Genomic DNA, 3,463 nt, shown 5'->3' on the forward strand with positions numbered 1-3,463 from the left:
CGCGGGCGAAGGCGCGGGCGCGGGGACGACCGGCGGGGCGCTCGGCGGCGGTGGCACCACCGGCCCCGGACGCTCCACCACGGTCGGCGCCGGCGGCCGCGCCGAGGCCGCCCGGCCGCCCGGCCAGTCGGCCAGCTCGGCGAGCCGCCGCTCGACCGAACGGGCGTCGGCCGGCCGGTCCGCCGGATCCTTCGCCAGCAGCTCCGCGACCAGCCCGGCCACCTGCGGCGGCAGCCCGAACTGCGCCGGGTCCAGCGGCGCCGGCGCCTCGTTGAGGTGCTGGTACATCAGCACCGGCGTCGAGTCCCCGCCGAACGGCCGTGCCCCGGTGAAGAGTTCGATCAGGACGCAGCCCAGCGCGTAGAGGTCGGCCCGCCCGTCCACCCGGCCGCCGGTCCAGCGCTCCGGCGCCATGTACGCCGGGCTGCCGACGATCGTCCCGGTGGTGGTCAGCCCGCCCGCGCCGGTGTCCAGCTGGGCGATGCCGAAGTCCAGCACCTTCAACTGCCCGGTGTCGGTGATCATCACGTTGTCCGGCTTGATGTCCCGGTGCACCATGCCCGCGTCGTGCGCGGCCGCCAGCGCTCCGCCGATCTGCCGCCCCCAGCGCAGGCTGAGCGCGGGCTCGGGCACCCCCGCCCGCAGCACCTCGGTGAGGGTGCGGCCGGTGAGCAGCTCCATCACCAGGTAGGTGACCTCCTCGCCGCCGAGCTCGCACTGCCCCAGGTCGTGCACCGTGACGATGTGCGGGTGCGAGAGGTTGCCGGCCGCACCGGCCTCCCGGACGAACCGCAGCGCGGCCTTCGCCCGGTCACCGCCGCGGTGCCCGATGACCTTGACCGCCACCGGCCGCCCCATCCGGGTGTCCCGGGCCCGCCACACCACCCCGAACCCGCCTTGCCCGAGCTTCTCCACCAGCTCGTACCGGCCGTCCAGGACGTCCCCGACTCGCACGCGCCCTCCCCTCCCGCCATGACGCCCAGACTCTACCGACGCAGTCCACCGCCCTTCCCCCCGCCGTCGCCCCTCCCCTCCTCCTCTCCCCCGGACCCCGGCCAGGTGGAAGGATGCAATCGAATCCCCGCGCGAACGCGGCGGTGCGAACCCAGCAGAGCCCGAGGAGAGCGGCCATGGCCAAGCAGGCCCCGCAGAGCGACCCGGCGCAGGACGCCCCCGAGGTGTCCGCGCCCCAGCACGCGGCCGCCGGACTGCCCGCCGTCGGCCACAGCCTGCGGATGGCCGCCGAGCAGATGGGCGCCCGCCGCACCCTGGCCACCCTGCGCAAGGTCAACCAGCAGAACGGCTTCGACTGCCCCGGCTGCGCCTGGCCGGAGCCGGACAAGCCGCACACCGCCGAGTTCTGCGAGAACGGCGCCAAGGCCGTCGCCGAGGAGGCCACCGAGCGGCGCGTCCACGCCGACTTCTTCGCCGCCCACCCGGTCGCCGACCTGGCCGAGCGCTCCGGCTACTGGCTGGGCCAGCAGGGCCGGCTCACCGCGCCGATGCTGCTCGACGAGGGCGCCACCCACTACACGCCGGTCTCCTGGGACGACGCCTTCGCGCTGATCGCCGAGGAGCTGAAGGCCCTGGACACCCCGGACGGCGCCGCCTTCTACACCTCCGGCCGGACCAGCAACGAGGCCGCCTTCGCCTACCAGCTGTTCGCCCGCCGGCTCGGCACCAACAACATGCCGGACTGCTCCAACATGTGCCACGAGTCCTCCGGCTCGGCGCTCACCGAGACGCTCGGCGTCGGCAAGGGCAGCGTCAGCCTGAAGGACCTCTACCAGGCCGACCTGATCATCGTGGCCGGCCAGAATCCGGGCACCAACCACCCCCGGATGCTCTCCGCGCTGGAGCGCGCCAAGCGGGCCGGCGCCACGATCGTCAGCGTCAACCCGCTGCCGGAGGCGGGCCTGGAGCGGTTCAAGAACCCCCAGCACGCGCGCGGGCTGGCCGGCCAGGGCACCAAGCTGACCGACCTCTTCCTGCAGATCCGCCTCGGCGGCGACCTCGCGCTGTTCCGCGCGCTGAACCGGATCGTCCTGGAGCGGGACGGCGTCGACCGCGACTTCGTCGCCGAACACTGCTACGGCTTCGAGGAGTTCGAGGCCCAGGCGCGCGGGACCGACCGCGACGAGGTGCTCGCCGCGACCGGTCTGCCCTGGGAGCAGATAGCAGAGCTCGGCGAGCTGGTGCTGAGGTCCGAGAAGATCATCGTCTGCTGGGCGATGGGCCTCACCCAGCACAAGCACGCCGTGCCGACCATCCGCGAGGTCGTCAACTTCCTGCTGCTGCGCGGCAACGTCGGCCGCCCCGGCGCCGGGGTCTGCCCGGTGCGCGGGCACAGCAACGTCCAGGGCGACCGGACGATGGGCATCTTCGAACGCCCCACCGCCGCCTTCCTGGACGCGCTGGGCGAGGAGTTCCGCTTCGAGCCGCCGCGCGAGCACGGCCTCGACTCGGTGGACACCATCCGCGCGATGCGCGACGGCAGGGTCGGGGTCTTCTTCGCGATGGGCGGCAACTTCGTCGCGGCCACCCCGGACACCGAGGTCACCGAGGCCGCGATGCGCCGCTGCCGGCTGACCGTCCACGTCTCCACCAAGCTCAACCGCTCGCACGTGGTCACCGGCGCCCGCGCCCTGATCCTGCCCACCCTGGGCCGCACCGACCGGGACGTCACCGCGCGCGGCGCCCAGTTCGTCAGCGTCGAGGACTCGATGGGCCAGGTGCACGCCTCCCGCGGCGGCCTGCGCCCGCCCGCCCCCGGGCTGCTCTCCGAGACCGCGATCGTCTGCCGGCTCGCCCGCGCCGTGCTCGGGCCGCAGGACACCGTGCCGTGGGAGGACTTCGCCGCCGACTACGACACCCTGCGGGACCGGATCGCCCGCGTCGTGCCGGGCTTCGAGGACTACAACGAGAAGGTCCGCCGCCCCGGCGGCTTCACCCTGCCGCACGGCCCCCGGGACACCCGCACCTTCCCGACCGCGACCGGCAGGGCCAACTTCTCCGTCAACCCGCTGACCGCCCCCGAGGTCCCGCCGGGCCGGCTGCTGCTCCAGACGCTGCGCTCGCACGACCAGTACAACACCACCGTCTACGGCCTCGACGACCGCTACCGCGGCATCAAGGGCGGCCGCCGGGTGGTCCTGGTCAACCCCGCGGACGCCGACGAGCTCGGGCTCACCGACGGCGGGTACGTCGACCTGGTCGGCGAGTGGAGCGACGGCGTGGAGCGCCGCGCCCCGCACTTCCGGGTCGTCCACTACCCCGTCGCCCGCGGCGGCGCGGCGGCCTACTACCCCGAGACCAACGTCCTGGTGCCGCTCGACTCCACCGCCGACATCAGCAACACGCCGACCTCCAAGGCCGTCGTGATCCGCTTCGCCCCCGACAGCGGCGCGTAGCCGCCGGCCGCCCCGGGCGGCACAGCACGCGGGCCGCCCCACGTCACCGGACG

2 protein-coding genes are annotated in these 3,463 nt (G+C 74.4%); one reads left to right on the forward strand and one right to left on the reverse strand.

Annotated elements, in window-relative coordinates:
- On the reverse strand, window positions 1-954 hold a 954-nt coding region (locus ACFVGO_RS39295; RefSeq protein ID WP_380636956.1), incomplete at its 3' end, for a serine/threonine-protein kinase.
- A gap of 176 nt (window positions 955-1,130) precedes the next feature.
- Between ACFVGO_RS39295 and ACFVGO_RS39300 the strand changes: the two genes are divergently transcribed.
- On the forward strand, window positions 1,131-3,410 hold the full coding sequence (locus ACFVGO_RS39300) for an FdhF/YdeP family oxidoreductase (protein WP_359900016.1): 2,280 nt from the start codon (window positions 1,131-1,133) through the stop codon (window positions 3,408-3,410).
- Window positions 3,411-3,463: the final 53 nt, after the last annotated feature.

This window comes from Kitasatospora sp. NPDC057738, assembly GCF_042798815.1.
Classification (GTDB): Bacteria; Actinomycetota; Actinomycetes; order Streptomycetales; family Streptomycetaceae; genus Kitasatospora; species Kitasatospora lactacystinica.

Coding starts and splice junctions, on each gene's coding strand:
- ACFVGO_RS39300 (WP_359900016.1), top strand. CDS start 1,131: ATGGCCAAGCAGGCCCCGCAGAGCGACCCGGCGCAGGACGCCCCCGAG.